We start from the raw sequence: 23,833 nt of genomic DNA, 5'->3' as shown, positions 1-23,833 counted from the left end.
GAGTGGCTGTCCGGGTGGCCGATGCCCGCAGTCGGGTTGCCCGCAGCACAAGTGGACGGAGGCAGGCATGAGCAGCACCGGCGATGACGCGGCCGTGGGAGGCCGGTGCGCCGTGCACATGCCGCGCACCGCTCGCACCGTCACGGATCTCCCCCGGATGGGCAGGTTCCCGGCCGTACAACCGGGCCAGCCGGCCATCGAGCGGCTGGCCCCGACGTCCGACCTGCTCGGCTTCCGCGGCCCGACGGCCTGCGCGGCGGCCGGCATCACCTACCGCCAGCTGGACTACTGGGCCCGCACCGGACTGCTGGAGCCCAGCGTCCGCACCGCGTACCCGTCGACCAGCCAGCGGCTCTACAGCTTCCGCGACATCCTGCTGCTGAAGATCGTGAAGCGGCTGCTCGACGCGGGTGTCTCGCTGCAGAACATCCGGGTGGCGGTCGCCCACCTCCAGGCCGCCGACCAGGCCGACCTGGCCGGGCTGACGCTGATGTGCGACGGCGCGACGGTGTACGAGTGCACCACGCCGCAGCAGGTGGTGGACCTGCTGAAGGGCGGTCAAGGAGTCTTCGGCATCGCGGTGGGAGCGGTCTGGCGGGAGCTGGAGCTCACCCTCGGCCGGCTGCACGCCGAGCGCACCGACACCGGCGAGACCCTGGTCGGGCACGACCCGGCCGACGAGCTGGCCCAGCGGCGCAACCGGGCGGTCTGAGCAGGCGTTCGACGGGGCCGCGGGCCCGGACGGGGAACCGTTCGGACCCGCGGCCTCGTCGTGTTGCCTGGTTGACGGGATCGAGGGAGGGCACGTGGAGGTCGGCACCGGGATAGCGGGGCTGCTGCGGCGCAGGGCCGGGCTGCTGAGGACGCGGCTGCGGCAGCGGCGGACGCAGCGCAGGGTGTTCCAGGTCGCAACGGTGCTCTGCTCGCTCGCGCTGGCGCCGAGCGCCTGGGTGTGGTTCGCCGCCGGGGACCGGGTGGGCACCGTGGAGAGCGCGCCTTCCGCGCCGGTCGCCGTGGTCTTCGGCGCCGGGCTGTACCAGGGCAAGCCCTCCGCGTACCTGGAGCACCGGCTGGTCGCGGCGGTCGACCTGTACCGGGAGGGGAAGGTGCAGGCGATCCTGGTGACCGGGGACAACGGGCGGGTCGAGTACGACGAGCCCGACGCGATGTACACCTACCTGACCGAGCACGGGGTGCCCGAGGACCGGGTGGTCCGCGACTACGCGGGCTTCGACACCTGGGACTCCTGCACCCGGGCGCGCCGGATCTTCGGGGTGGACCACGCGGTGCTGGTCAGCCAGGACTTCCACGTCCGCCGCGCGCTGGCCCTGTGCGAGGCGGCGGGCATCCGCTCCTACGCCGTCGGGGTGCCGGAACTGCACGACGCGACCTGGCTGTACGGCGGGCTGCGGGAGGTCGCCGGGGCGGGCAAGGCGGCGGCCAACGCCTGGCTGCGGCCGGACCCGCTGTTCCTGGGGCCCCAGGAGGACGGCATCCCGAAGGCGCTGGCGGAGGCGGCGAAGCGGTAGCCCCCGGGCGCGGGCCGTCCGGCCGGGTTCGCACGCACTGTCGGACCCGTGCGCGATGATCGGCGGGTGCGATCTCTGCCGAGCATCATCCACCTCGACATGGACGCCTTCTTCGCGGCGGTGGAGCAGGCGGCCAAGCCGAGCCTGCGCGGCAAGCCGGTGGTCGTCGGCGGGCTCGGCGGACGCGGGGTGGTCTCCACGGCCTCGTACGAGGCGCGCAGGTTCGGGGTGCACTCGGCGATGCCGATGGCGCAGGCGCGCCGGCTCTGCCCCAACGCCGCCTTCCTGTCGGGGCGGTTCGAGGCCTACCGGCAGAACAGCGAGATCGTGATGGGGCTGCTGCGGCAGCTCTCCCCGCTGGTGCAGCCGCTCAGCCTGGACGAGGCCTTCGTGGACCTGGAGGCCGGTCCGTACGGACCGGCGCTGCTGGAGGCGGACCACGAGACCGGCGAGCGGCTGGTGCTGGCGCTGGCGGAGGACCTGCGGGCGGACATCCAGCGGCTGACCGGGCTGACCGGATCGGTCGGGGCGGCCGGGTCCAAGCTGATGGCCAAGATCGCCTCCGAGCAGGCCAAACCGGACGGGCTGGTGATGGTCGAGCCCGGGCAGGAGCGGGCCGTGCTCGGCCCGATGCCGGTGCGGGCGCTGCCCGGGATCGGGCCGGCCACCGAGCAGGTGCTGCGCCGGGCCGGGCTGAACACGGTGGCCGACCTCGCGGAGGCGGGGGAGGCGGAGCTGGTGCAGCTGGTCGGGCGGGCGCACGGTGCGGGGATCTTCCAGATGTCCACCGGGCTGGACGAACGGCCGGTGATCGCCGACCAGGACGCCAAGTCCGTGTCGGTGGAGGACACCTACGAGGTGGACCTGGCCGACCGGGAGCGGGTGCTGCGCGAGGTGGAGGCGCTGGCCGGGCGGTGCGTGCGGCGGCTGCGGGCGGCCGGGCGCTCCGGGCGGACGGTGGTGCTCAAGGTCCGGCGGTTCGACTTCTCGACGCTGACCCGCTCGGAGACGCTGGGCGGGCCCACCGACGACGAGACGGTGATCACCGCGACCGCGCGCCGGCTGGCCGAGCAGGTCGACATCACCGGCGGGGTCCGGCTGCTCGGCGTGGGCGTCGCCCAACTCGCCGACTACACCCAGGAGGACCTGTTCGCCCAGGCGCTGCGGGAGGAGGCCGCGGAGCACGCGGAGGCGGCGGCCGAGACCGAGGAGGCCGCGGAGGAGCCGGAGGCCGTCGTGGTGCGGCGCTGGATGCCCGGGCAGGACGTCCGGCACGCGGAGCACGGGCCGGGCTGGGTGCAGGGCAGCGGCGTCGGGAGGGTCACCGTACGGTTCGAGACGCCGTGGAGCGAGCGCGGGCGGGTGCGGACCTTCGCGGTGGACGACCCGGCGCTCGAACCCTCCCGGCCGCTGCCGCTGCGCCGGGACGAGGGGGCGGACGGAGCGCCGGACGAGGGCGGCGGTCCGGCGGAGGGCGCCTGAAACGCGAAGCGGCCCCACCCGGTGGGGGAGTACCGGGTGGGGCCGATCACCGTGCCGGACCCCGTACGTTCGTGATGCCCTCGCGACGTACGGAGGCCGGGGCCCCGCGCCCTGTCCCTGAGCGCGGGGGCCGGACGCCCTGTCAGGCGTCGGTCTTGACCAGCTCGGGGCTGGAGTCCTGCTGGGCCGCGCCGCCGGCGACCGTCGCGGTGGCGGCCGCGGTGCCGCCGCGGATCAGGAACGGGACGACGCCGGCGACGGCGCAGACCACGGCTGCCGTCCAGAACGCGTGCTTGTAGGCGTCCAGGGTGGGCAGGGAGAGCGGGATCTGCGGCGGCAGCTTCATGGTGTCGCCGGTCAGGATGGCGGCCATGACGGCGGTGCCGATCGCGCCACCGACCGTGCGCAGCACGGAGTTCATGCCGTTGGCGATGCCGCTCTGCTCGACCGGGACGGCGCCGTTGATGTAGGCCGGCATCGCGGCGAAGGCGAGGCCGACGCCGAGACCGAAGATCGCCGAGGCGGTGTAGATGTCGCCCTCGTGCCCGTGGCGCACGGCCAGGTAGGCCATCGCGACGGCGCCGAGGACGCCACCGAGGACCAGCGGCAGACGCGGGCCGCGACGGGCGATCAGCAGGGCGCCGACCGGGGCGGCGACCATCGAGCCGATCGCGGACGGCAGCAGCAGGAGGCCGGCGTGCAGCACGCTGGCGGTGAAGCCGTAGTGGGTCAGCTTCTCCGGGGTCTGGGCGAAGTTGCTGATGACCATGAAGGAGCCGTACATGCCGAAGCCGATGAGCAGGCCGGCCACGTTGGTGAAGGCGACGGCCGGACGGGCCATCATCTTCATGTCCACGAGCGGGTGCGCGACCTTGGTCTCGATGATCCCCCAGACCAGGGCGACCACGGCGGCGACGGCGAACAGGCCGAGCGTCTTGTTGGAGGTCCAGCCCCAGTGGTTGCCCTGGCTGACCGCGACCAGCAGCGCGGAGAGCCAGCCGGCCAGGGTGAGGGCGCCGAGCGGGTCGGCGCCGCCCTCCTTGTCGGTGACCGGGTCGGTCGGGACGCGGAAGGCGACCAGGGCGATCGCGATCAGGCCGAAGACCAGGCCCATCCAGAAGATCGACTTGTAGTCCCAGTGCTCCAGCAGGAGGCCGGTGGCGACCAGGCCGAGGCCGGAGCCGACGCCCATCGAGGCGCTGATGGCGGCGACGCCGCCGGTCACCTTCCGCTTGGGCAGCTCGTCCCGGACGATGCTGATCGCCAGCGGCAGGACGCCACCGCCGGCGCCCTGGAGGACACGGGCGACGACCAGCCAGGTGAAGGAGTGGGTGCTGACCGCCAGCGCCGAACCGGCGACCAGGCCGGCCAGCGAGATCAGCAGCATCGGCTTGCGGCCCCGGAGGTCGCCGAAGCGGCCCAGGAGGGGAGTCAGCACGGCTGCGGAGAGCAGGTTGGCGGTCATCAGCCAGGTGATGCTGGACGCGGAGACGCTCAGTTCCTTGGCCAGCGAGGGCAGGATCGGGACGACCGCGGTCTGCACCACGCTGAACGACAGCATCGCCAGGATGAGGGCCGGCAGGACCCGGGCGCTGCTCTGCTTCTCGGCCGCGGTGGTGGGCTGTGGTGCCTCACTCACGGTTGCTTCCTCCCGTACATAGTGAATGAACTGAAGTAACCATGCAGGGAGATACTTCAGAGTGTCAAATATCGAGTGGTTAAGCTTTGGCAAAGACGAACGGTCGGGTACGCGACAAGGGAGGTCGGGCGCCCGGTCGGGCGCGCGACCAGGGCCCCGGACGGTGTCCGGGGCCCTGGTCGCGGGGCGTTGCCCCCGCGGTCAGACGAGCGGTCGCAGGCCGGCCGGGCGGGGCGCCTCGTGGGCCATGTCACGGGCCGCGTCGGGGGACGCGCCGGAGGGCGGGGCGGCGGAATGGGCGGGGGTGGCCGAGGCGGTGGGCCGGGTGGCGGTGGCGTCGTGGACCTCGACGTTCTCGCGGCGGAGTTCCTCCCGGACCACCTCCTCGGTCGTGTACCGCTCGACGATCAGGCGGACCCGCTCGACGGGGGCGAGGTACTTGCGCACCACCGCGCGTTCCTCGCGGAGGGTCACCTCCTCGACGGCCTCGGAGATCTCCTTCTCGGTGAGCGTGGCGCGCTCGGCGTCGCTGATCGGCGTCCGCTCGACCCGGACGCGCTCGCGGACCACCGGGATGCGGCGCTCCACCTGTTCGGTCGTCACGTACTTGCGCAGCTTCGCGGTACCGAGGGTGTGCCACTCGGTGGTGATCTCCAGCCGCTCCTCGCGGCAGGTGATCTCGACCGGGCTGCTGGGGGCGGACGAGGAGGCGTCGGCGTTCGCGGCGGCGGTGACGTTCGCGGCCGCGGTGGTGGCGGCCGCCGGGGCGAGCGTGGGGACGGGCGTGGCGGCGGGCTGCGGCTGCGGCTTCGGCTCCACGACGGGGGCGGCGGAGGCGGTGCTGGCGGCGGGTGCGGCGAAGCCGGGCTCGGCCGGCGGGGAGGCGGTGGGGGCCGCGGGGGTGCTGAGGCTCCGCAGCTCGGCCTCCGGGGCGGTCCTGGTGGTGTCGGCGGCAACGGGCGCGGCGGCAACGGGGGGCCTGGTCGGTGCGGACTCGGGGGAGTGCTCGGGCGACCGCTCGGGTGACCGCTCGGGGGTGTGGAAGGTGAGCGACTTGGCCGGGGCCGCCGCGGTCGTCGTGGCGGCCGCCGCCGCCGTGGTGCCGAAGTCGAGGTCGGGCTGCCTGGGCCGGCTCCCGTTCTCGCCGTTCGGGCGGCTGTCCATCGGGGTGTCGAGCCCGTAGTAGCGGTAGAGCTGGAGCTCCTGGGCGGGGGACAGGTGCTGGCCGACGCCGAAGTCCGGCGACTCCTTCACCAGCGACTTGTCGTACGGCACCCGGAGCTCGTCGCCGGCGAACTCGCTCGTGGTCAGGGGGACGAAGGCGTCCCGGCCGAAGATGCCGGTCCGGACCGCGGCCCACTCGGGCCGGCCGGTGGCGTCGTCCAGGTAGACCTCGTCGACCGTGCCGATCTTGTCTCCGTTGCGGTCGACGGCTTTGTGGCCGATGAGGTCCCGGGGGTCGATGTCCGTCTGCACTTCTTTCCTCCCGCGCGCTGAACCTGCGGAACTCCCGCAGGAAGGCGGCCGGAGCACCCGATTCCGTCCGCCACTTCACACCAAAAGCCATGAATCGGACGAGCGCGACCCCGGGTGCGCCGTACGGGGTTGGCACTGGACCGTCCGGGGGACGCGCGTAGACCTCCAGTGACCAGACACACCCGTGATCGGGGGGCCTCCCGCTGGTACCCTGGGCGGCGACCGCAGAGCCCGCTCGGGAGAGTCTCCGATCACGAAAACCGCTGGTCGGAGCGCCGAAGGAGCAACTCCTCCCCGGAATCTCTCAGGCATCCGTACCGTGTGGGGTAGGTCACTCTGGAAAGCAGGGCAGGAGCGTCGGCACGGAAGCCGGCGATCACCACCCTCACCGACGGTGCAAGCCGGCGGGGCGCCCACAGCGCTCCGTGCGGGTGAAGCTCTCAGGTCCCGATGACAGAGGGGGAGGCCTGTTGGGTCCGCGCGCCCAGGCTCGTCCGCTGCCCGCAGCGGTGGAGCCGGCCGGCGTGCGTACCCCCGCCGGTCCGTGACCAGGAGGCCTCGACCACCATGAACGCCCAGCCGAACGCGGGACGCCCCACCGGCGCCTCGACCCTCACCGAGCTTGAGCTGGCCAGCCCCTTCGAGAACCGCCACATCGGCCCCGACGCCGCCGCGCAGGAGAAGATGCTGGCGTCCGTCGGCTACGGCTCGCTGGACGAGCTCGCCGGGACCGCGGTGCCCGAGGCGATCCGCTCCATCACCGCCCTGGACCTGCCCGCGGGCCGGTCCGAGGCCCAGGTCCTCGCCGAACTGCGCGAGCTGGCCGGCCGCAACCAGGTGCTCCAGCCGATGATCGGCCTGGGCTACTACGGCACCTTCACCCCGCCGGTGATCCTGCGCAACGTCATGGAGAACCCGGCCTGGTACACCGCCTACACCCCGTACCAGCCGGAGATCTCGCAGGGGCGCCTGGAGGCGCTGCTGAACTTCCAGACCCTGGTCTCCGACCTGACCGGCCTGCCGACCTCCGGCTCCTCCCTGCTGGACGAGGGCACCGCGGCCGCCGAGGCGATGGCGCTGGCCCGCCGCGTCACCAAGGTCAAGGGCGGCGTCTTCCTGGTCGACGCCGAGACCCTGCCGCAGACCGTCGCGGTGATCAACACCCGCGCCGTGCCGACCGGCGTCGAGGTCGTCGTCGCCGACCTGTCCGAGGGCATCCCGGCCGAGATCGCCGAGCGCGGCGTCTTCGGCGTGCTGCTCCAGTACCCGGGTGCCACCGGCGTGGTCCGCGACCTCACCCCGGTGATCGAGCAGGCGCACGGCCTGGGCGCGATCGTCGCCGTCGCCGCCGACCTGCTCGCGCTGACCCTGCTCAAGTCCCCGGGCTCGCTGGGCGCCGACATCGCCTGCGGCACCTCGCAGCGCTTCGGCGTGCCGATGGGCTTCGGCGGCCCGCACGCCGGCTACCTGTCGGTGCGCGCCGAGTACGCCCGCTCGCTGCCCGGCCGCCTGGTCGGCGTCTCCGTCGACGTCGACGGCAACCGCGCCTACCGCCTGGCGCTGCAGACCCGCGAGCAGCACATCCGCCGCGAGAAGGCCACCAGCAACATCTGCACCGCCCAGGTGCTGCTCGCCGTGATGGCCTCGATGTACGCCGTCTACCACGGCCCGGACGGCCTGGCCGACATCGCCCGCCGCACCCACCGCTACGCCGCCGCGCTCGCCGAGGGCCTGCGGGCCGGCGGCGTCGAGCTGCTGCACGGCGAGTTCTTCGACACCGTCACCGCCGTCGTCCCGGGCCGCGCCGCCGAGATCGCCGCCGCCGCCCGCGCCAACGGCATCAACCTGTTCCAGGACGGCGCGGACCGGATCTCCGTCTCCACCGACGAGACCACCACCCGCGAGCACCTGGCCGGCGTCTGGGCCGCGTTCGGCGTCGAGCCGGTCGAGGTCCCCGAGACCGCCGACGCGCTGCCCGCCGCGCTGCTGCGCGAGGACGAGTACCTGACCCACCCGGTCTTCCACAGCCACCGCTCGGAGACCGCCATGCTGCGCTACCTGCGCCGCCTGTCGGACCGGGACTACGCGCTGGACCGCGGCATGATCCCGCTGGGCTCCTGCACCATGAAGCTCAACGCGACCACCGAGATGGAGGCGGTGACCTGGCCGGAGTTCGGCCAGCTGCACCCCTTCGCGCCGATCGACCAGGCCCAGGGCTACCTCACCCTGATCCGCCAGCTGGAGCAGCAGCTGGTCGAGGTGACCGGCTACGACGCCGTCTCGATCCAGCCGAACGCCGGCTCGCAGGGCGAGCTGGCCGGCCTGCTGGCCGTCCGCGCCTACCACCACGCCAACGGTGACACCCAGCGCGACGTCTGCCTGATCCCGTCCTCCGCGCACGGCACCAACGCGGCCTCCGCCGTGATGGCCGGCATGCGGGTGGTCGTGGTGAAGACCCTGGTCGACGGCGACGTGGACGTCGAGGACCTGAAGGCCAAGATCGAGCAGCACCGCGACAACCTGTCGGTGCTGATGGTCACCTACCCGTCCACCCACGGCGTGTACGAGACCCAGATCACCGACATCTGCGCCCTGGTGCACGAGGCCGGCGGCCAGGTGTACGTGGACGGCGCCAACCTGAACGCCCTGGTCGGCCTCGCCAAGCCGGGCAAGTTCGGCGCGGACGTCTCCCACCTGAACCTGCACAAGACCTTCTGCATCCCGCACGGCGGCGGCGGCCCGGGCGTCGGCCCGGTCGCGGTGCGCGCCCACCTGGCGCCGTACCTGCCGAACCACCCGCTGCAGGCGGAGGCCGGCCCGGCCACCGGCGTGGGCCCGATCTCGGCCGCGCCGTGGGGCTCGGCGGCCATCCTGCCGATCTCCTGGGCGTACGTCCGGCTGATGGGCGGCGAGGGCCTCAAGCGCGCGACCCAGGTCGCGGTGCTGAACGCCAACTACATCGCCAAGCGCCTGGCGCCGCACTTCCCGGTGCTCTACACCGGCCCGGGCGGGCTGGTCGCGCACGAGTGCATCATCGACCTGCGCCCGCTGACCAAGGAGACGGGCGTGACGGTGGACGACATCGCCAAGCGCCTGATCGACTACGGCTTCCACGCGCCGACGATGTCCTTCCCGGTGGCCGGCACGCTGATGATCGAGCCGACCGAGTCCGAGGACCTGTACGAGATCGACCGGTTCTGCGACGCGATGATCACCATCCGGGCCGAGATCGACAAGGTCGGCTCGGGCGAGTGGGCGGCCGACGACAACCCGCTGCGCAACGCCCCGCACACCGCCGCCACGCTGGCCGGCGACTGGGCGCACGGCTACTCGCGGCAGGAGGCGGTCTTCCCGGCGGGCGTGAACCCGGCGGACAAGTACTGGCCGCCGGTGAGCCGGATCGACGGCGCGTACGGCGACCGCAACCTGGTCTGCTCCTGCCCGCCGCTGGACGAGTACGGCGTCTGACCGGACCGGGCCCTCGGAGGTCCGACCCGCACGACAGGGCCCCGGCGGAGTTTCCGCCGGGGCCCTGCCCGTGGTGCTGTCGAGTCGGCGGCTGCCCCCGCCGTACGGCCGGACGGGTGGTCAGGCCGCGTGGGCGACAGGGCGGCGCGGGGCGATCACCCGGCCGTCGGGCAGCAGCTCTCCGGTGTCCTCGAACAGGACGACGCCGTTGCAGAGCAGGCTCCAGCCCTGCTCCGGATGGCGGGCCACCGACGCGGCCGCCTCGCGGTCCTCGGACTCGGCCGATGGGCACTCAGGACGGTGCTGGCACATACGCGTACCCTCGCTTCGCTCTGCGATCCTCCCCGTGGTGCGGTCGCCGGAGGCCGTGCCGTCCGGAACCGCCGCGGTGGTCGGATCCTGTCCGCACGCCGGCCAAGTGTGGACCGGCGTTCAAGTGGGTAGGACAGGGGGTCCTTCCACGCTGGTTCCCAGTGTCGGCATCCCGGGACCCGCGCGCAGGGATTTCGTGACATGCGCCACAACTCCCGGGTAGAGATCACCCGTTCAGGTGGGGCCGACGGGAAAAGGCGCACCAGTGGGTCAGTCGGGGCATGGCCCGATGAGGCCATGCCGGATGGCCCGGACGGGTGGTCGCCGTTCGGGTGAGGAGCCGCGGGGGCGGGTGCGCCGGCAGGGCCGGGGGACCGCGGGGCGCCGTGCGGGCGCGCGGGTACGGCCTCGGGCCGCCGGGCGGGTGGGCCCGGCGGCCCGAGGGGGCGTCGGTGGGTCAGGAGGAGCCGAGCAGCAGCGGCCTGGCGAGCGGGGCGCGGGCGAGCAGCGGCAGCAGTTCGGCGGCCGGGCAGGCGCGGTGCGCGGTGACGCCGAGCGGGGCCGGGGCCAGCGGGATCAGCAGGTCGGCGGCCGGGTCGCCGTCGGGGCCGTGCAGCCACAGCGCCGTGGCGTACTGGCCGGGGAACGTCAGCAGCCGGGGCTGTTGGCGGGTCCGGGAGGTCTGGGCGAGCTGCCAGGCCTCGCGCAGCGCCCGGACCGTCGAGTCGAGGTAGGGGCCCGCGGTGAAGTGGGAGAAGGTGTGGCCCTCGGCGCTCTGCACCACCTCGGCGGCGGCGGCCACCTCGGCGCCGTCCTTGATCAGGAAGCGCCAGCCGGTGCGGCGGGCGGCCGGGAGCTCCGGGCGCCCGCCGGTCAGGACGTGCACCGCGAGGGGGTGGGCGGGGAGCAGCGGGCCGGTCGGATGACGCAGTGCTGCGGCGGCGGGCTGGCGCAGTGCGGTCTCCGAGTCGAGCGCGCCCAGGACGGCGCGCAGTGCGCTCGGCGGGGGCTGGGGGGTTTGCAGAGTCATGGCGGGGTCCGCCTCTCCAAGCGAGATCGGCGTGCGAGTGCGGCATACCGGCGTGGCGGGCGACGCGTCTTCGGTGACGGGGGCCCGGTCGTGTCCGGTTGTGCAGGATCGCGGTGCCGGCGCGGTCGCCGCCGTCGACGAGGGCCTTCGGGGCGAGGCGGACCGGCCGGAGCGCTGTACCAATTCGAACAGATGCACAGGGTGATCTGTTTATCACAGGCTGTGGCGCCGGGCAAGTCTACAGTTCGTCTGATTTTCCGTCAGATGCCTTGCAATGCAAGCCAGTACGCGCATTCGGGTATCGATCTTCGAGGTGGGCATGATGCTTGCACGGTCGGTCGACCGGGTGCTCGACGGGTGACTCTGGAGGAGGGGACCGTGGGCGAGAAGGTCGTGGCGACTCGCGCGGAACTGGCGGACCGACAGCTGTACCGGCGCAAGCTCCACGCGTGTCTCGAAGCGCTCGGACGGATGCTCCGCGAGGACCGCTTCGACCGGCCGCGGGCGGTGATGGGCCTGGAGATCGAGCTCAACCTGGCCGACGAGCAGGGCCTGCCGGCCATGAACAACGCGCAGGTGCTGAGCGCGATCGGCTCCAGCGACTTCCAGACCGAACTGGGCCGCTTCAACATCGAGGTCAACATCACGCCGCACCGGCTCTGCGGGCACGTCTTCGAGGAGCTGCGCGAGGAGATCGACACCGGGCTGCGCTACGCCGACCGGCGGGCGGCCGAGGCGGGCGCCCGGATCGTCATGGTGGGCATCCTGCCGACCCTGGAGCACGCCCACACCGGGCTCGACGCGATGAGCCACAACCAGCGGTACAGCCTGCTCAGCGACCAGATCCTGGCCGCCCGCGGCGAGGACATCGCCCTGGACATCGAGGGGGTCGAGCGCCTGCAGCTGGAGTCGATCACCATGGTGGCCGAGGCCGCCGCCACCTCGCTCCAGCTGCACCTCCAGGTGACCCCGGAGCGGTTCTCCTCGGTGTGGAACGCGGCCCAGGCGATCTGCGGGCCGCAGCTCGCGCTCGGCGCCAACTCGCCGTTCCTGTTCGGTCGGGAGCTGTGGCGGGAGACCCGTCCGGTGCTCTTCCAACAGGCCTGTGACACCCGGACGGCGGAGCTCAAGGCGCAGGGCGTGCGCCCCATCACCTGGTTCGGCGAGCGCTGGGTGGACTCGGCGTACGACCTGTTCGAGGAGAACCTGCGGTACTTCCCCGCGCTGCTGCCGATCTGCGACGACGAGGACCCGCTGAAGGTGCTGGCCTCCGGCGGCGCGCCCAGGCTCGCCGAGATGCGGCTGCACAACGGCACCATCTACCGCTGGAACCGCCCGGTGTACGACATCGCGGGCGGGGTGGCGCACCTGCGGGTGGAGAACCGGGCCCTGCCGGCCGGGCCCACGGTGGCCGACACCCTGGCCAACGCCGCCTTCTACTACGGGCTGGTGCGGGTGCTCGCCGAGCAGCCCCGGCCGATCTGGACCCGGCTCCCGTTCGAACGGGCGGACGAGAACTTCCAGCAGGGCGCCCGGTACGGCATCGACGCGGTGTTCCAGTGGCCGCGCTCCGGGCGGGCCGGGCGCGGCGGCGGGCTGCAGACCGTGTCCGCCGTCGACCTGGTGCTGAACGAGCTGCTGCCGATGGCCCACCAGGGCCTCGACGAGTGGGGCGTGGAGCCCGCCGACCGGGACCGCTACCTGGGCATCATCGAGCAGCGCTGCCTGCGCCGCGCCAACGGCGCGTCCTGGCAGGTCGCGACCTTCCACCGGCTGCGCGAGCAGTACGGCATGGACCGGCCGGCCGCGCTCGCGGCGATGACCAGGCGCTACGCCGAACACATGCGCGGCGGGGAGCCGGTGCACACCTGGCCGGTGGGCTGACCCCCGGAACCCGCCTCCCCGCCGGGGCGTCCCGGCGGTTGTGTCAGGATGATCGCTCCGGCGGTCGGCCGACGGCCGGAGCGACCGCCCCTCCGCTGGAGCCCCCGTGACCACCGTCCCGACCGCGCCGGAGACCGCGAAGCCCACCCGTCGGCTGTTCGGCGCGGAACTGCTGATCGTCCTCGGCCTCTCCCTCGGGGCCAGCGGGATCAGCGCGCTGATCAGCTTCACCGGCTCGCTCACCGAACCGCTCAAGCTCGGCCAGCAGGTCGCCACGCTGAACGGCTCGCGGGCGCCCGGGCGGCCCTGGCTGGACCTGGTCTGGCAGCTGTACTACATCGGGCGCGGGCTGATGCCGGTGGTGCTGGTCGGCTACCTGCTGGTGCGCGAGGGCGTCACGCTGCGGGTGCTGGGCTTCGACCTCGGGCAGAAGCTGCGCGACCTGGGGCGGGGCGCCGCCGTCGCGGCCGCGATCGGCGGGTCGGGGCTGGCGCTCTACCTGGCCTCGCAGGCGGCCGGGTACAACCTCACGGTGGCGCCGTCCGGGCTGCCGGACGTGTGGTGGCGGGTACCGGTGCTGGTGCTGTCGGCCTGGCAGAACGCCATCCTGGAGGAGGTCGTCGTCCTCGGCTACCTGCTGCGCCGGGTGGGGCAGTTGGGGTGGTCGTGGCCCGCCGCGGTGGTGGCGAGTTCGGTGCTGCGCGGCTCGTACCACCTGTACCAGGGGGTCGGCGGGCTGATCGGCAACATGGTGATGGGCGTGGTGTTCTGCCTGCTGTACCGGCGCTGGGGGCGGGTGATGCCGCTGGTGGCGGCGCACGCGCTGATCGACACCGTGGCCTTCGTCGGGTACGCCCTGCTGGCCGGGCACGTCAGCTGGCTTCCGACCCCTTGAGCGAGAGCGCCTGGCCGCGCGGCGGACGGGCGAGCAGCCGGTCGACGTGCCGGCGTTCCAGGCCCTGGCCGGGGTCGACGGGCAGCAGCAGGCGGTCCCGGCGCCACTGGGAGCGGCGGACCAGCCGCGGCGGGATGACGTCGTCCACCCAGGCGAACGGCCGGCCGTCGGCGTAGCGCAGCAGCGGGGCCCACTTGGCGGCGGAGAACAGCTCCATCAGCGGGACGCGCGGGTCGCCGGGCTGCGGGACGTAGCCGGTGAAGGTGACCACGGGGAGCGGGTCCAGGCCGATCGCGGGGGCGATGTGGGTGTTGGCGTGCTCCTCCCAGGTGGTGGCCCAGACCAGGTCGTACGTTCCGGCGAGCTCGCGCAGCCACGCGCCGTGCCGGGCGGACAGCAGGACGGTGTAGCCGAACAGGGTGTGGGCGTCGAACCCGGCGTCCGGGTGCGGGCAGACCGGGTTCAGGACGCCGTCGACGTCCAGGAACAGCAGTGGCTTCGGCACCGGTGGCCCCTCGGATGCGGTGGTGTTTCCTGCCTGTTCGGACGACCCTCGCACACCTCCGGTTGCCCGCGGGCGGGCGCACGCGGGGCGCACGGGGCGCTCACGGGGTGGGCGCGGGCTCGCCGACGGGCACCGGTGCGTCCGACGTGCTCCGACGGCTCAGCCGGCGGACCTGCGGGTCCAGCAGGACGACCGCGCTGAGCACCAGACAGGCGACGGCGCACGCCCAGAGCGCGCCGGACAGGCCGAGCGCCACGGCCGCGGGGCCGGCCAGCGCCGTGCCGACCGGGGCCAGCGAGTAGGAGCCGAGCTCGTCGTACGCGGACACCCGGGAGAACATCTCCTCGGGTATCTCCTGCTGGAGCGCGACCATCCAGTTGACGCTGAAGACGGTGACGCCGGCGCCGGACAGGAACATCGCGACGACCAGCAGCGGCAGCGGCACCTCGGCGGCGAGGGCCACGGCGGGCACGCCGAACAGGAAGACCCCCCAGTTGCCGACCAGCAGGATCCGGCGGGGCCGCCAGCGGGTCATCAACACGCCGGCGGCCACCAGGCCGACGCCGTAGGCGGACATCGCCAGGCCCCAGGCGCCCGCGCCGCCGAGCCGCTCCTTGGCGGCGGTCGGCCCGTACACCGACTCCACCGCGTTGATGCAGGCGACCAGCACGGAGAACTGGAGCACGATCACCCAGAGCCAGCGGCGGGAGGCGAACTCCCGCCAGCCCTCGCGCAGATCGCGCAGCATGCTGGTGCCGGTGGACGCGGGGCCCTGCTCCGGCTCCAGGAAGAAGCGGAGGGCGGCGGCGGCCAGGAAGCACAGCGCGTCCAGGGCGAGCACCCAGCCGGGGCCGACGGCGGCGGTGAGGGCGCCGCCGAGGGCGGCGCCGCCGATCTGGGAGGCGTTGAGGCCCATCCGGAAGACCGCGAAGGCGCGGGCGGCGTGCTCCTGCGGGACGGCCTGCATGATCATGCCGCCGGAGGCGGGGGAGTAGAGGGCGTAGCCGGCCCCGCCGGCCGCGGAGAGCGCCAGCATCTGCCAGAGCCGGACCTCCCCGGTCAGCACCAGGGCGGCCAGGACGGCCTGGGAGACCCCGCTGAACACATTGGCGGCGACCATGATCAGGTGGCGCGGCAGCCGGTCGGCGAGGGTGCCGCCGACCACCATGAGCAGCACGGTGGGCACCAGCCGGGCGGCGGTGACGTAGCCGACCTCGGTGGTGGTGCCGCCGGTGCCGAGCACGGCGAAGGCGGTGGCGATGGGGGCGCCGGCGTTGCCGAGGCCGCTGATCACGGTGGCGGCGGTCTGGATGCGGAAGTTGCGGCTCGCCCAGGCGAAGCGGCGCGGGGACGGGAGTGGGGTCGGCACCCGGAGACTATGCCGTGGGGCCGTACGGGTGTCCATCCGGTTTACCCGCCCGGAGGCCCGGAGCGTGGGGTTTCGGCCGAGACGGCCCGATCGGCCGAGGCGCCCCCCTCAGCCGAGGTGGCCCCAGAGGAAGGTGAGGGTCCGGCGCCAGGCGATCCGGGCCTGGAGCGGGTCGTGGGTGCCGATCAGGTTCTCGTCGTTCATGAAGGCGTGCCCGGCCGGGTAGAAGTGGATCTCCGGGCGGACGTCGGTGGCCTCGCCGATCCGGATCGCCGCCTCGTCCACGGCGGCCATCGGGATCGAGCCGTCCAACTCGCCGAAGTGGCCGAGCACATGGGCGGTCAGTCCGCGGTAGTCGAAGTCCGGATCGGGCGGCAGGCCGTAGAACGGGACCACGGCGGCCACCTTGTCGCCGGCCCGGGCGGCCAGCAGCAGGGCGAAGCCGCCGCCCATGCAGAAGCCGACCACGCCGACCGCGTCGCCGACCACGCCGTCCAGGGCGAGCAGGTGGTCGACGGCCCCGGCCAGGTCCTCCACCGCCCGGTCGACCGGGAGCTCGCGCTTGAACCGGGCGGCCTCGGCGCCGTCGTGGGTGGTGGCGCCGCCGAACAGGTCGGGGGCCAGGACGGTGAACCCCTCGGCGGCGAAGCGGTCGGCCATGTCGGCGATGTGCGAGGTGAGCCCCCACCATTCCTGCACCACCACCAGGCCCGGCCCGACCCCCTGCGGCGGGCGGGCCAGGTAGCCGTGCGCGGTGCGGCCGTTGCTCGGGAAGGTGACGTTCTGCCGGGAGCCGCCCTCGTCAGGCATGGCTTCCTCTCGGTGGGTCGGGCCGCGTGCGGCGGGTGTTCGGCGGGGCGGGCCGGGTCAGCCCATCTCCTCCAGGGCACGGCCCTTGGTCTCCTTGATGCAGAAGACCACGAACGGGACGGAGAGCAGGGCGAAGGCCGCGTAGATGACGTACGTCGCCGAGAGGTTCCAGTCGGCGAGGTCCGGGAAGCTGACGGTGATCGCCCAGTTGGCGATCCACTGCGCCGAGGCGGCGACGGACAGCGCCAGCGCGCGGATCCGGTTGGGGAACATCTCGCCGAGCAGGACCCAGACCACCACGCCCCAGGAGAAGGCGAAGCAGAGCACGAAGACGTGCGCCGCGATCAGGGCGACGGTGGCGTGGGTGTTGTCCAGGGTGGCGGTGCTGCCGGTGCCCTCCCGGTAGGAGAACGCCCAGGCGGCGGTGCCCAGCGCGGCCGCCATGCCGATCGAGCCCGCCAGGGCGAGCGGCTTGCGGCCGATCCGGTCCACCAGGGCCATCGCGATCACCGTGCCGATCACGTTGATGATCGAGGTGGAGAGGCTGATCAGCAGCGAGTTGGACTCGTTGATGCCGACCGACTGCCACAGGAACGACGAGTAATAGAAGATCACGTTGATGCCGACGAACTGCTGGAACACCGAGGCGCCGATGCCGACCCAGACGATCGGCAGCAGGCCGAAGCGGCCGCCGAGCAGGTCCTTGAGCCGGGGCTTGTGGGCGGACTCCAGCACCGCGCGGATCTCCGCCACCCGGGCGTCCAGGTCCACGCCCTCGCCCTCGACCTCCGCCAGCACCTTGCGGGCCTGCTCCTCGCGGTGGTCGGCGATCAGGAAGCGCGGCGACTCCGGGATGGCGAGCGCCATCAGCCCGTACACCAGGGCCGGGATGGCCTCGACACCGAGCATCCACTGCCAGGCCTGGATGCCGCCGAGGTGGTTGGTGGACTCGCCGCCGGCGGCCTGGTTGAGCGCCCAGTTGGCGAGCTGGGAGACGGTGATGCCGAGCACGATCGCCATCTGCTGGAAGGAGGCGAGCCGGCCGCGGTAGGCGGTCGGGGCGACCTCGGCGATGTAGGTGGGGGCGATCACCGAGGCGATGCCGATCGCGATGCCGCCGACCACGCGCCAGGCGGCGAGGGTCTCGATGTTCGGCGGGAACATCGAGCCGATGCCGCTGGCCGCGAACAGCGCGGCGGCCAGCAGCATCGTGCGGACCCGGCCGAGGTGGTCGGCGAGCCGGCCGGCGAGCACCGCCCCCACGGCCGAGCCGAGCAGGGCGATGGCCACCACGAAGGCGGTGGTGCCGTGGCCCACCGCGAAGTGCTTCTGGATGCCCGTCACGGCACCGTTGATCACCGCGCTGTCGTAGCCGAACAGGAAGCCGCCCATGGCGGCGGCCGCCGAGATGAACACCACGTGGCCGAGGTGGGCCTCACCGGCCGCCCGTTGGCTGTTGACTGAGGACACGCGCGCTCCCGGGGGTCGACGGGCCCGCTCCGACGCCGAGTGGGCAGGGCTCGTCTCACATTCGAGCAGCGCGGCGGCCGACCTGCCCGAGTTGGCGGCCGACCGGGTGATCCGGGGTCAGCCGGTGGCGTGCGGCCCGTCGGTGCGCCGTCCGGTGGTGCGCGGGAGGTCGGAGCGCGGGGCGTTGTCCGGGGGGCCGGCGGGGCCCTGCGGTGCGGTGCGCGGCCCGTCGGTGCGCCGCCGGTGACGGCGGAGCAACTGGGCGCGGGCGGCGGCGTACTGGTCCCGGCCGCGCCCCGGGCCGTCGGCGCGCTCGGCGAGCCGGTCGGCGATCGCGTACTGTGCCTCGGCCGGCTTCTTGTCGTCGTACTTGAACTTGGCCCGCACCTCGTCGACGGTCAGCCGGAGCGCGCGCAGCCCGGGCAGCTGCCGGGCCAACTCGCCCTCGCCGGGCACCACCCGGACCTCCGGCGTCTCCGGCTGGAAGTGCGCCAGCTGGCGGTTGAGGATCTCCGCCTTGCCGGCCGCGGACTCCACCACCTCGGCGGTGCAGTGGAAGTGGACGGAGGCGTAGTAGCTGGTGGGTGTGCCCGGTGCGCCGCGCCAGTGGCCCGGCGCGAAGGCGTAGCCGTCGGTGACCGCGAGGGTGACCTTCGGGTCGGCCCGGACGGCGGCCAGCAGCGGGTTGGGCGCGGCGAGGTGGAGCAGGATCTCGCCGTGTTCGACGTCCAGCAGGAAGTGGGTCGGGACCAGCACCGGGCCCTCGCCGGGGCCGCCGTTGGCGGCGAGCAGGCCGAAGTCGCGGCCCTCGGCGAGCCAGGCCCGCCACTCGGCCTCGTCGCCGCGGTCCCAGGATCTGATCAGCACGAGTGCGCCTCCCGTCAGCGGGGGTAGCCGCGCAGGTGCGCGGGGAGCGGGACGGTGGTGCCGGGGTGCGGCTCGGGGGTGCCGTGCACCGCGGTGACCGGGATCAGGCCGGACCAGTACGGCAGGTCGACGTCCTCCGGGTCGTCGTCGGCGCCGTCCTCGCGGGTCTTGGCCGAGACCTCGTCCAGCTCCAGCCGGAGGACGGCGGTGGCGGCGAGCTCCTTGGCGTTGGCCGGACGGACCTCGGCGGAGCGCCCCGGTATCGCGTGGTCGACCAGGGCGGCGAGCGCGACGTCCAGCTCCTCGGGGTCGGTGACCTGGTGCGCAGTGCCGTGGGCGACCACCGAGCGGAAGTTCACGGAGTGGTTGAACGCGGACTTGGTCAGCACCAGCGCGTCGACCTGGGTGACGGTGACGCAGACCGGCATGCCCTGCTCGCCGGAGGCGTTGCGCATCGGGCGGCTGCCGGTGGAGCCGTGGACGTAGAGCCGGCCGCCGACCCGGGCGAAGATCGTCGGCAGCACCACGGGGGCGCCGTCGACCACGAAGCCGAGGTGGCAGATGTAGGCACTGTCGAGGATGGCGTGGATCGCCTCCTGCTCCCAGGTGGCCCGGTCCCGGTAGCGGGTGGGGGTGGTCCTGGCGGTGCGGGAGTAGCTGGGCGACCCTTCCGGGGTGGCTGACATGACATCCTCTATGTACTAGTGCATAATTTGCTTTGTGCTAGGAGACTATCCGCTGAAGGGTCGACGCGCCAGCGAAATCGCGGCCCACATCGAGCAGGGCGTGAGCAGCGGGCGACTCGCCCCCGGAACCGCCCTGCCCCCGCTGCGCGACCTCGCCGCCGAACTGGGGGTCAACCCCAACACCGTCGCCGCGGCCTACCGGCTGCTGCGCGACCGCGGCGTGATCGAGACCGCCGGCCGCAAGGGCAGCCGCATCCTGCCCAGGCCCGCGCTCACCCCGCGCGACCAGATCCGCATCCCCGTCCCGCCGCACGCCCGCGACCTGTCCACCGGCAACCCCGACCCGGCCCTGCTGCCCGACCTCGCCCCGGCCCTCGCGGCCGCCGCCGAATCCGCGCGCACCGACCCGGTGCTGTACGGGCACGCCGACGTCGACCCGCAGCTGCTCGCGCTCGCCCGCGCCTCCTTCGAGGCCGACGGCCTGCCCGGCGGCCCGATCGCCGTCGCCTCCGGCTCGCTGGACACCATCGAACGGATCCTCGAGGCCCGGCTGCGCCCCGGCGACGCGGTGGCCGTCGAGGACCCGGGCTGGGGCAGCCTGCTCGACCTGCTGCCCGCGCTGGGCCTGAAGCAGGTGCCCGTCCGGCTGGACGACGAGGGCCCGCTGCCGGAGGCGCTGGCCGCCGCGCTGGCCGAGGGCGTCCGGGCCGTGGTGGTCACCAGCCGGGCGCAGAACCCGACCGGGGCGGCGCTCACCGCGCGGCGGGCCGAGGCGCTGAAGGCCGTACTGGCCGAGCACCCCGGGGTGCTGCTGATCGAGGACGACCACGGGCACGGCATGGTCGACCAGCCGTACCACCCGCTGGTCGGCCCCGGCACCCGGAACTGGGCGGTGGTGCGCTCGGCGGCCAAGGCGTACGGGCCGGACCTGCGGGTCTCGGTGGCGGTCGGCGACGCGGAGACGATCGGGCGGGTGGCCGGCCGGCTGCGGCTGGGCGCCGGCTGGGTCAGCCACCTGCTGCAGCGCACCGTCGCGGAGCTGTGGCGCGGCGACGCCGCGCCGGCGGACCGGGTGGCCGCCGCGTACCGGGCCCGGCGCGACGCGCTGCTGGGCGAGCTGGCGGCCCGTGGGATCGCGGCGCACGGGCGGAGCGGGCTGAACGTCTGGGTGCCGGTGCCGGACGAGACCTCGGTGCTGGCGGCCCTGGTACAGCGCGGCTGGGTCGCGGCGCCCGGCGCGCGGTACCGGATCCAGTCGCCGCCCGGGCTGCGGTTCACCACGGCGCGGCTGGAGGCGGCGCAGGCGCGGGAGCTGGCGGAGGACCTGGCGGCGGTGCTGGGGGCGGGCGGGGGCGGGTCGCGGCTGGTGTGAGCCCGTGGGCCGGTGCGCCGTGGGCCGGGTGGGGCAGGTGTGGCGGGTGTGAACCCCGGGCGGCATCCGGTCGTCGCCCGCCCGCCTGGTCTGAACCCGGCGGTAACAAAAGCGGAAACCTCCCGCAGATGCCTAGCGGTGGCGAGCGCGGGCATGTCATCTTTCATCGCGCCACCGGCCGGCGGCCCACCCTCACCCAGGCATCCTCCCGTTCCCCATTCCTCGGGAGGATCGAGCCGCAGGAGTTCCGCAGTGCCCGAGAACTGTTCGAGCATGACCCGCAACACCCGCAGCACCCGCAGTACCCGTCGTCCCGGCCGGCGGCTGCTGGCCGCAGCCCTCGCGCTCCCGCTCGTCGTCGCGGGCCTGGCCGTCGCCTCGCCGGCCTCCGCCGCACCGGCCGCACCGGCCGCCGTGCCGTCCGGGCCCACCGCCAGCGTCACGCTCGGCGACAGCTACATCTCCGGCGAGGCCGGCCGCTGGAAGGGCAACTCGGCCGGCACCAGCGGCAGCCGCAACGGCACCGACCGGGCCTGGACCGGCAGCGCGTACGACGCCTCGCGGGTCTACGGCGCCACCGCCGCGAGCGGATGCGACCGCTCGGACGTCTCCGAGGTGCTCAGCGCCTCGACCGGGGCCCAGAACGAGATCGACCTGGCCTGCTCCGGAGCCGTCAGCGCGAACGTCTTCCGCGCCTCCAACGGCGGCCAGTCGCTCAAGGGCGAGGCCCCGCAGGCCGACCAACTCGCCACCGTGGCACGGCAGAACAACGTCAAGCTGATCACCCTGTCGATCGGCGGCAACGACCTGGGCTTCTCGGACGTCATCTCCACCTGCGTGAAGGACTACCTGGTCTGGTACTCCTACTGCCACTACTCCGCGCAGTCCCAGATCGACGACAGGATGCCCGCCGCGATGGCCGGGGTCGGCAAGGCGGTCGACGAGGTCCGCGCGGTGATGGCCGACGCCGGCTACGCGCAGTCGGACTACCGCCTGGTGCTGCAGTCCTACCCGTCGCCGATCCCGCGCGGCGCCGAGATGCGCTACCCGGAGAGCGGCTGGACCCGCTCCAACACCGGCGGCTGCCCGTTCTGGGACGGGGACGCCGACTGGGCCCGCGACTCCATGGTGCCGCAGATCTCCCGGGCGCTGGCGGGCGTCGCCGCTGCCAAGGGCGCGCAGTTCCTGGACCTGTCGGACATGCTGCAGGGCCGCGAGGTCTGCTCGACGGCCACCAAGCAGCCGACCGCGAGCACCGGCCCGTCCGCGACCACCAGCGAGTGGGCGCGCTTCCTGGACGGCGGGCTCAACTCCACGCAGGGCGTGCTGCAGGAGTCGATGCACCCCAACTACTACGGCCAGCAGGCGGTCGGGCGCTGCCTGACGCTGCTGTGGGCGCGTCCGAGCGGTGACTACGCGTGCCGCAACACGGCCGGGCAGGACGCGGGCGGGATGTACCTCACCGCTCGGTGACCGCGCGCCCGACGGCGCGCCGACCGCGTGACACGGCGCCCCCGCAGCCTCGGCCACGGGGGCGCCGTACGGCCGTCGCTCAGCCCTTGGCGAGCAGCGACTGGGCGTGCGCGCGGACCTGGTCCTTCGTCAAGTACGCGTCGGTGTACTCGAAGTCCTGCAGGCGGGCGGGCTGGCGGGCGAGGAAGCCGGTGCGGACGAAGTCGTCGCCCGCGGTCGCGTTGAGCAGCCAGTTGGCGCCCACCCGGAACTTGGCCGCGTTGGTCCGCATCGCCATCAGGTGGTAGCCGCGCGCCACCAGCTGGGCGGGCACCCCGCGCAGCTCCACGCCGAGCGGCTTGGAGACCGCGTCCTTGCCGCCGAGGTCGACGACCAGGCCCAAGTCCTTGTGGTAGTACGGCTCCAGGGGGCGGCCGTGGAGCGAGGCGATCAGGTTGTTCGCGACCGCGCGGCCCTGGCGGGCGGAGTGCTGGGCGGTCGGCGGGCAGACCGCGCCGTCGCCCTTGGCGAGGTCGGGGACGGCGGCGGCGTCGCCGATCGCGAACACGCCCTCGAACTGCGGCACCCGCATCTCCGCCGTCACGGCGAGCCGGCCGCGGACCGTCTCGGCGTCCAGGGTGCCGATCAGCGGGCTCGCGGCCACGCCGGCGGTCCAGATCAGGGTGCGGCAGGGGAGCACCCGGCCGTCGGTGAACTTGACGGTCTCGGCGCCGACCTCGGCCACCGAGACACCCAGCGACACCTCGATGCCGCGCTCGCGCAGCACCTCCAGGGCGGCCTCGCCGAGCGGATCGCCCAGCTCCGGCATCAGCTTCGGGGCGATGTCGATCAGGTGCCACTTGATCTGCCGGGCGTCCAGGCGCGGGTAGCGGTGGGCGGCGGCGGTGGTCAGGCGCTGGAGGCAGGCGGCCGTCTCGGTGCCCGCGTAGCCGCCGCCGACGACCACGAACTGGAGCCGGGACTCGCGCTCCTTCTGGTCCAGGGTGGCGGAGGCGAGGTCGAGCTGGGCGATCACGTGGTCGCGGACGTAGGCCGCCTCGGCGAGCGTCTTCATGCCGCGGGCGTAGTCGGTGAGGCCGGGGATGTCGAAGGTGCGGGTGACGCTGCCGGGGGAGAGCACCAGGTAGTCGTACTTCTGCGCGACCACCTCGTCGGTGATCTTGCGGACGACGCACACCTTGGAGGCCGGGTCCACGCCGATGGCCCCGCCGGGGACGATGTGGGTGCGGCGCAGCGAGCGGCGCAGGGAGACGGCCACGGACTGCGGGGTCAGGACGCCGGCCGCGACATGGGGGAGGAGGGGGAGGTAGAGCTGGTAGCTGAACGGCGTGACCAGCGAGATCTCGGCCTCCGACGGTGACAGCTTGTGTTCGAGTCGGCGGGCGCACTCCAGGCCGGCGAAGCCACCGCCCACGATCAGGATCCGAGGTCGTTCCATCGCTCATCCCTTTGCCGTGAAGGTCCCCATTACTGTCCGCCACACTCGCACGGAGCAGCGGGGGCTGCCACCGGGATGGGGCCGTGGGGGTGGGGGAGAGCGGCGGTGCGGCGGTGGGGGAGCAGCGC

The 23,833-nt window shown here is 73.6% G+C and carries 18 protein-coding genes, 2 pseudogenes and 1 riboswitch; of the genes and pseudogenes, 8 read left to right on the top strand and 12 right to left on the bottom strand.

Features of this window, described 5'->3' with window-relative positions; genetic code table 11:
• Positions 1-67 precede the first annotated feature (67 nt).
• From ACFVHV_RS19540 to ACFVHV_RS19530, 3 genes are all read left to right on the top strand, one after another.
• The gene (locus tag ACFVHV_RS19540) at positions 68-712 is read left to right on the top strand and encodes a MerR family transcriptional regulator (RefSeq protein ID WP_359915012.1); all 645 of its coding nucleotides are present in this window, start codon (positions 68-70) and stop codon (positions 710-712) included.
• 94 nt (positions 713-806) lie between these two features.
• Positions 807-1,529 carry an ElyC/SanA/YdcF family protein gene (locus tag ACFVHV_RS19535; protein WP_359915015.1) on the top strand — a complete coding sequence of 241 codons (723 nt, stop codon included), beginning with the start codon at positions 807-809 and terminating at the stop codon, positions 1,527-1,529.
• Positions 1,530-1,595: 66 nt separating this feature from the next.
• On the top strand, positions 1,596-3,011 hold the full coding sequence (locus ACFVHV_RS19530; RefSeq protein ID WP_359915018.1) for a DNA polymerase IV: 1,416 nt from the start codon (positions 1,596-1,598) through the stop codon (positions 3,009-3,011).
• A 142-nt stretch (positions 3,012-3,153) separates the two neighbouring features.
• Here ACFVHV_RS19530 and ACFVHV_RS19525 read toward each other — a convergent pair whose 3' ends face one another.
• The 3 genes and pseudogenes from ACFVHV_RS19525 to ACFVHV_RS19515 all read right to left on the bottom strand — a co-directional run.
• Positions 3,154-4,650: an MFS transporter gene (locus ACFVHV_RS19525; protein ID WP_359915021.1), complete on the bottom strand. Its 1,497-nt coding sequence runs from the start codon at positions 4,648-4,650 to the stop codon at positions 3,154-3,156.
• A gap of 201 nt (positions 4,651-4,851) precedes the next feature.
• A pseudogene (locus ACFVHV_RS19520) lies at positions 4,852-5,316 on the bottom strand (YsnF/AvaK domain-containing protein); the annotation flags it as partial.
• A 426-nt stretch (positions 5,317-5,742) separates the two neighbouring features.
• Positions 5,743-6,126: pseudogene (locus ACFVHV_RS19515) on the bottom strand (PRC-barrel domain-containing protein); the annotation flags it as partial.
• 226 nt (positions 6,127-6,352) lie between these two features.
• Positions 6,353-6,456: riboswitch (glycine riboswitch) on the top strand.
• Between the two features lie 237 nt (positions 6,457-6,693).
• Between ACFVHV_RS19515 and gcvP the strand changes: the two are divergent.
• The gene (gcvP, locus tag ACFVHV_RS19510; protein ID WP_380352369.1) at positions 6,694-9,594 is read left to right on the top strand and encodes an aminomethyl-transferring glycine dehydrogenase; all 2,901 of its coding nucleotides are present in this window, start codon (positions 6,694-6,696) and stop codon (positions 9,592-9,594) included.
• A 120-nt stretch (positions 9,595-9,714) separates the two neighbouring features.
• On the opposite strand, the gene ACFVHV_RS19505 is transcribed toward gcvP, so the two are convergent.
• Both ACFVHV_RS19505 and ACFVHV_RS19500 read right to left on the bottom strand, forming a co-directional pair.
• The gene (locus tag ACFVHV_RS19505) at positions 9,715-9,906 is read right to left on the bottom strand and encodes a DUF5999 family protein (protein ID WP_188300053.1); all 192 of its coding nucleotides are present in this window, start codon (positions 9,904-9,906) and stop codon (positions 9,715-9,717) included.
• Positions 9,907-10,363: 457 nt separating this feature from the next.
• Positions 10,364-10,936 carry a hypothetical protein gene (locus tag ACFVHV_RS19500; RefSeq protein ID WP_359907856.1) on the bottom strand — a complete coding sequence of 191 codons (573 nt, stop codon included), beginning with the start codon at positions 10,934-10,936 and terminating at the stop codon, positions 10,364-10,366.
• A 378-nt stretch (positions 10,937-11,314) separates the two neighbouring features.
• Between ACFVHV_RS19500 and ACFVHV_RS19495 the strand changes: the two genes are divergently transcribed.
• Both ACFVHV_RS19495 and ACFVHV_RS19490 read left to right on the top strand, forming a co-directional pair.
• Entirely contained in the window at positions 11,315-12,820 is a 1,506-nt protein-coding gene (locus ACFVHV_RS19495) for a glutamate--cysteine ligase (protein WP_359907854.1), read from the top strand.
• A gap of 106 nt (positions 12,821-12,926) precedes the next feature.
• Complete coding sequence (locus tag ACFVHV_RS19490) at positions 12,927-13,715, top strand: CPBP family intramembrane glutamic endopeptidase (RefSeq protein WP_380352367.1); 789 nt, start codon at positions 12,927-12,929, stop codon at positions 13,713-13,715.
• On the opposite strand, the gene ACFVHV_RS19485 is transcribed toward ACFVHV_RS19490, so the two are convergent.
• The 6 genes from ACFVHV_RS19485 to ACFVHV_RS19460 form a co-directional block, all read right to left on the bottom strand.
• The gene (locus tag ACFVHV_RS19485; protein WP_359907848.1) at positions 13,693-14,220 is read right to left on the bottom strand and encodes an HAD domain-containing protein; all 528 of its coding nucleotides are present in this window, start codon (positions 14,218-14,220) and stop codon (positions 13,693-13,695) included. The genes ACFVHV_RS19490 and ACFVHV_RS19485 overlap by 23 nt on opposite strands.
• A 100-nt stretch (positions 14,221-14,320) precedes the next feature.
• Complete coding sequence (locus tag ACFVHV_RS19480) at positions 14,321-15,589, bottom strand: MFS transporter (protein ID WP_359907845.1); 1,269 nt, start codon at positions 15,587-15,589, stop codon at positions 14,321-14,323.
• Positions 15,590-15,697: 108 nt separating this feature from the next.
• On the bottom strand, positions 15,698-16,399 hold the full coding sequence (locus tag ACFVHV_RS19475) for an alpha/beta fold hydrolase (protein ID WP_359907842.1): 702 nt from the start codon (positions 16,397-16,399) through the stop codon (positions 15,698-15,700).
• 57 nt (positions 16,400-16,456) lie between these two features.
• A complete protein-coding gene (locus tag ACFVHV_RS19470) occupies positions 16,457-17,869 on the bottom strand; it encodes a sugar porter family MFS transporter (protein ID WP_359907839.1) in 1,413 nt (470 codons plus the stop codon).
• A 117-nt stretch (positions 17,870-17,986) separates the two neighbouring features.
• On the bottom strand, positions 17,987-18,736 hold the full coding sequence (locus ACFVHV_RS19465) for an FMN-binding negative transcriptional regulator (RefSeq protein ID WP_359907836.1): 750 nt from the start codon (positions 18,734-18,736) through the stop codon (positions 17,987-17,989).
• A 14-nt stretch (positions 18,737-18,750) separates the two neighbouring features.
• Positions 18,751-19,422, bottom strand: a complete 672-nt coding sequence (locus ACFVHV_RS19460) for a pyridoxamine 5'-phosphate oxidase family protein (protein ID WP_359907833.1) — start codon at positions 19,420-19,422, stop codon at positions 18,751-18,753.
• 34 nt (positions 19,423-19,456) lie between these two features.
• On the opposite strand from ACFVHV_RS19460, the gene ACFVHV_RS19455 reads away from it, so the two are divergent.
• Positions 19,457-20,794 carry an aminotransferase class I/II-fold pyridoxal phosphate-dependent enzyme gene (locus ACFVHV_RS19455; protein WP_359907831.1) on the top strand — a complete coding sequence of 446 codons (1,338 nt, stop codon included), beginning with the start codon at positions 19,457-19,459 and terminating at the stop codon, positions 20,792-20,794.
• Positions 20,795-21,067: 273 nt separating this feature from the next.
• Positions 21,068-22,267 carry a GDSL-type esterase/lipase family protein gene (locus ACFVHV_RS19450; RefSeq protein ID WP_380352364.1) on the top strand — a complete coding sequence of 400 codons (1,200 nt, stop codon included), beginning with the start codon at positions 21,068-21,070 and terminating at the stop codon, positions 22,265-22,267.
• 79 nt (positions 22,268-22,346) lie between these two features.
• Here the strand turns inward: ACFVHV_RS19450 and ACFVHV_RS19445 are convergent, their stop codons facing one another.
• Positions 22,347-23,705, bottom strand: coding sequence for an NAD(P)/FAD-dependent oxidoreductase (locus ACFVHV_RS19445; RefSeq protein WP_359907826.1), 1,359 nt, complete (start codon positions 23,703-23,705; stop codon positions 22,347-22,349).
• Between the last annotated feature and the right edge of the window lie 128 nt (positions 23,706-23,833).

Source organism: Kitasatospora sp. NPDC127116 (genome assembly GCF_042677365.1).
Lineage (GTDB): Bacteria > Actinomycetota > Actinomycetes > Streptomycetales > Streptomycetaceae > Kitasatospora > Kitasatospora lactacystinica.
The sequence above is the reverse complement of the archived record's forward strand: the minus strand, read 5'-3'. Positions and strand labels throughout refer to the sequence as shown.

Bases quoted from the DNA above. Each gene is read 5' to 3' on its own strand.
- ACFVHV_RS19540 (WP_359915012.1), top strand. From the start codon at position 68: ATGAGCAGCACCGGCGATGACGCGGCCGTGGGAGGCCGGTGCGCCGTG.
- gcvP (WP_380352369.1), top strand. From the start codon at position 6,694: ATGAACGCCCAGCCGAACGCGGGACGCCCCACCGGCGCCTCGACCCTC.
- ACFVHV_RS19505 (WP_188300053.1), bottom strand. From the start codon at position 9,906: ATGTGCCAGCACCGTCCTGAGTGCCCATCGGCCGAGTCCGAGGACCGC.
- ACFVHV_RS19500 (WP_359907856.1), bottom strand. From the start codon at position 10,936: ATGACTCTGCAAACCCCCCAGCCCCCGCCGAGCGCACTGCGCGCCGTC.
- ACFVHV_RS19475 (WP_359907842.1), bottom strand. From the start codon at position 16,399: ATGCCTGACGAGGGCGGCTCCCGGCAGAACGTCACCTTCCCGAGCAAC.
- ACFVHV_RS19460 (WP_359907833.1), bottom strand. From the start codon at position 19,422: ATGTCAGCCACCCCGGAAGGGTCGCCCAGCTACTCCCGCACCGCCAGG.
- ACFVHV_RS19450 (WP_380352364.1), top strand. From the start codon at position 21,068: ATGACCCGCAACACCCGCAGCACCCGCAGTACCCGTCGTCCCGGCCGG.
- ACFVHV_RS19445 (WP_359907826.1), bottom strand. From the start codon at position 23,705: ATGGAACGACCTCGGATCCTGATCGTGGGCGGTGGCTTCGCCGGCCTG.